This is a genomic window from Mesorhizobium sp. M2C.T.Ca.TU.002.02.1.1, assembly GCF_003997225.1.
This window is the reverse complement of record NZ_RZTO01000719.1, coordinates 1-3,171: the sequence shown is the minus strand read 5'-3', so window position 1 is coordinate 3,171 and position 3,171 is coordinate 1. Positions and strand designations below refer to the sequence as shown.

Here is a 3,171-nt window from a genome sequence, read left to right as displayed (position 1 = left end):
CCTTGCGATCCTGGCCCGAACCATCCGTTACCGGCGGGCGCCAGGTGCCGTCCATGACGTCCGGCGGCACGCGGCCGGGATAGGGCGCAAGCAGCGCCTTTTCACGATCGTCGGCCGGGTGGCCAAGCGCGGACAGCTCGGAATTCTGCCAATAGCTCATGGTGCGGTTGAACTTGCCGCCGAACAGATTCTTGTTCGTCCATTCGAAATCGTAAAGCATGCCGAGCGCGCGGCGGACCACGGGATCAGCGAATTTGGGCAGGCGGGTGTTGAACAGGAAGCCGGTCACAACCGGGGGGATGCCGGTGTTGAAATATTCTTCCTTCACATCGCCCCTTCGGAACGCCGGAATATCGATGTCACGCTCGCGCTTGACCGGATCGGTCTCGTCGTCGAGGGCGCAGATGCCCTTCTTGAACGCCTCTGTCTTGGCATTGGCGTTGAGAAAATACTCGATGGTGACCTGGTCGAAATTGTCGAAGCCGCGCTTCGAGGGGATGTCCTTGCCCCAGTAATCCGGATTGCGCTTGAAGATGATGCGCTGCCCGGGCTGCACCTTGTCCACGGTGTAGGGGCCGGAGCCGATCAGCGGCTTCAGCGTGGTCTTGTCGAACGTATCCTTGTCGAAGGCGTGCTTGGGAACGATCGGCGTCAGCGCGACGATCAGCGGGAATTCGCGGTTGGCCTTGTCGTTGAAGGTGAACTTCACACTGTGCTCGCCGGTCTTCTCCAGCTTGGCGATCATGCTCATGCGATCGCTGTAGGGCGGGCGGCCCTTCTCGGCGAAGACATCGTAGGTGAACAGCACGTCCTCCGGCGTCACCGGCTGCCCATCCGACCATTTTGCGCTGGGATTGAGATGGAACTCGATCGACTTGCGATCCGGATCCATGTCGGCGCTGTCGGCCAGCAGCCCGTAGAGGCTGAAAGGCTCGTCATAGTTGCGTTGCATCAACGGCTCGAAGACGAGGTTGCCGTAAACAGTATCGATCATGCCGCGCGCCGTGGTGCGCAGGCTTTTCAGGATGAAGGGGTTGAGGTTGTCGAAGGAGCCTACGACGCAATAGGTGACGCTTCCGCCTTTCGGCGCGTCCGGATTGACGTAGTCGAAATGCTTGTAGTCGGGCGGCAGCGCCGGCTCGCCCTGCATGGCGATGCCGTGCTTCGGCTCCGACTGTGCCGGAAGGAGCGAAAGAGCCAGAAACGACGTCGCGGCGATCAGCCGAACGAGAACGCGGTCCATGACCGTCTCCTTGCCGGGCGGCTTTTGTGATTCGCCACGCACCCTAGAGCATTTCGCCATCCGATTGAATCGGCGCGCCAACGGGAATCGGCTTCAGCCGGTCCATCGTCGACCGCACTCTTCCCGCGGGCTCGAAAGCACAAAGAAATCGCGGAAACCGGGCTGGATTCGACGCCGCTGGCAGTGTAACACGCGCTCCGAAGTCATCCTGTTGCCTCATTTGGGCAACAGGTAGCTGGACCACACGGCACGAAGAAGCCGGTCCCCGGGATCATTTGAGAGGAAAGTGCACCATATGACGATCAACGCGTACCGCCTTTCGGTGCTGGCCGCAGGCGTGGTCGGCGTTCTGGGCGCCGGGCTTTTCACCGCCTCGGCCCAACAGCAGCCGCAGATTCCTCAGGGCTGGTTCAAGGCCTGCACCAAGCAGGAAGACGTCGACATCTGCAATGTGCAGAACATCGTCACCGCCGGCAACGGCCAGCTCGTCACCGGCGTCAGCCTGATCGAGCTCAAGGGCAAGGTGAACCGCAAGGTGTTCCAGGTCACGGTCCCGACCGGCCGCCTCGTTCCTCCGGGGATCGCGCTGCAGATCGATTCCGGCAAGGCACAGAAGCTCGACTATGTGATCTGCTTCCCGGATCGTTGCGTGGCGGAAGTGCCGCTGAGCGACCAGCTCGTCGCTTCCTTCAAGAAGGGGCAGGGCATCACGCTCACCTCGATCAACTTCCAGAACCAGCCGAACCCGATCAAGATCGCGCTCACCGGCTTCAGCGGCGCCTATGACGGCCCGCCGCTGCAGCAGTCGGACATCGAGGACCGGCAGAAGAAGCTGCAGGACTTCGTCGCCAAGAACAACCAGGACTTCGCCAAGAAGCTCAAGGACGAGCAGGACAAGGCCAAGACCGCGAACTGATCTCCGGAGCACCTCTGGAAACAAAAAAGCGGGGCAATTGCCCCGCTTTTTTGTTGTCGACGCACCGTGCGCCTTGGGTATTTGCTTTTGCGCTTCAGTGCTTCGACTGGCGCTTCGGCTCGTAGCGGCCGTCCGGCAGCTTGTCGAACATCTCGCCGATCTGCGGATGCCGCACCGGCTCGCCCGACCGGTCCTCGAGCAGGTTCTGCTCGGACACATAGGCGATGTATTCGGTCTCCGAATTCTCCGCCAGAAGATGGTAGAAAGGCTGGTCCCTGCGCGGACGCACGTCGGCCGGAATGGCCTCGTACCATTCCTCGGTGTTGGCGAATTCGGGATCGACGTCGAAGATCACGCCGCGGAACGGAAACAGCCTGTGGCGAACCACTTGCCCGATCGAGAATTTGGCGGTTTTCATCACGCTCACCACTTAGGTTCCGAGGCGCCTTTCGTGGCTGCGCGCGAGGCGCCTAAGACCTTGAATTTACACGTCACGCAGCCAAAAATCGACCCCGACTTTCGGCTTGGGCCTATTTGGCGCAGACATTGCCGCAATTCAATAGCCAGGCCCTTGACCTCGGATGAAGCAACGGGCTAGCCCGCGCGGGAGTTTTCCCGACCGAGCGAAAAATGTCTGACGTCATCGGCCTCGTCCTTCAGTTCTTCGGCATGATCTTCGTCGGTTTCCTGGTGGCGCGCATCGCCAGGCAGCCGCTGGAGGCGCTCGGCTGGATGAACATTTTCATCGTCTATGTCGCGCTGCCAGCCCTGTTCTTCCAATTGCTCGCCAAAACGCCGTTCGAGCAGTTGACGGAATGGAGCTTCATCCTCGGCTCGCTCATCGCTACCTACGGGATTTTCACGCTGATGTTCGCCTGGTCGGTCTTCGTTTCCCGCGGCGGCGTAGCGCAGGCGACGATCACCGCCCTTGCCGCGGCTTACGGCAACATCGGTTATATGGGGCCGGGGCTTGCCTTGCTGGCGTTCGGCGAACAGGCGGCGGTACCCGTGG

Annotated in this window: 4 protein-coding genes; 2 read left to right on the top strand and 2 right to left on the bottom strand. The window is 61.0% G+C overall.

The annotated features are described in order from the left end of the window. Positions 1-1,243 (bottom strand): extracellular solute-binding protein (locus EOD07_RS28245; RefSeq protein ID WP_164772606.1); only part of this gene is annotated, 1,243 nt, incomplete at its 3' end. A 295-nt stretch (positions 1,244-1,538) separates the two neighbouring features. Between EOD07_RS28245 and EOD07_RS28240 the strand changes: the two genes are divergently transcribed. Continuing rightward, positions 1,539-2,159 carry an invasion associated locus B family protein gene (locus EOD07_RS28240; RefSeq protein WP_040982846.1) on the top strand — a complete coding sequence of 207 codons (621 nt, stop codon included), beginning with the start codon at positions 1,539-1,541 and terminating at the stop codon, positions 2,157-2,159. A gap of 94 nt (positions 2,160-2,253) precedes the next feature. Here the strand turns inward: EOD07_RS28240 and hspQ are convergent, their stop codons facing one another. Further along, positions 2,254-2,577 carry a heat shock protein HspQ gene (gene hspQ / locus EOD07_RS28235; RefSeq protein WP_164772605.1) on the bottom strand — a complete coding sequence of 108 codons (324 nt, stop codon included), beginning with the start codon at positions 2,575-2,577 and terminating at the stop codon, positions 2,254-2,256. Between the two features lie 212 nt (positions 2,578-2,789). Between hspQ and EOD07_RS28230 the strand changes: the two genes are divergently transcribed. Continuing rightward, a partial coding sequence (locus EOD07_RS28230) for an AEC family transporter (RefSeq protein ID WP_206519580.1) occupies positions 2,790-3,171 on the top strand: 382 nt, incomplete at its 3' end.

Bases quoted from the DNA above. Each gene is read 5' to 3' on its own strand.
- hspQ (WP_164772605.1), bottom strand. From the start codon at position 2,577: ATGAAAACCGCCAAATTCTCGATCGGGCAAGTGGTTCGCCACAGGCTG.
- EOD07_RS28240 (WP_040982846.1), top strand. From the start codon at position 1,539: ATGACGATCAACGCGTACCGCCTTTCGGTGCTGGCCGCAGGCGTGGTC.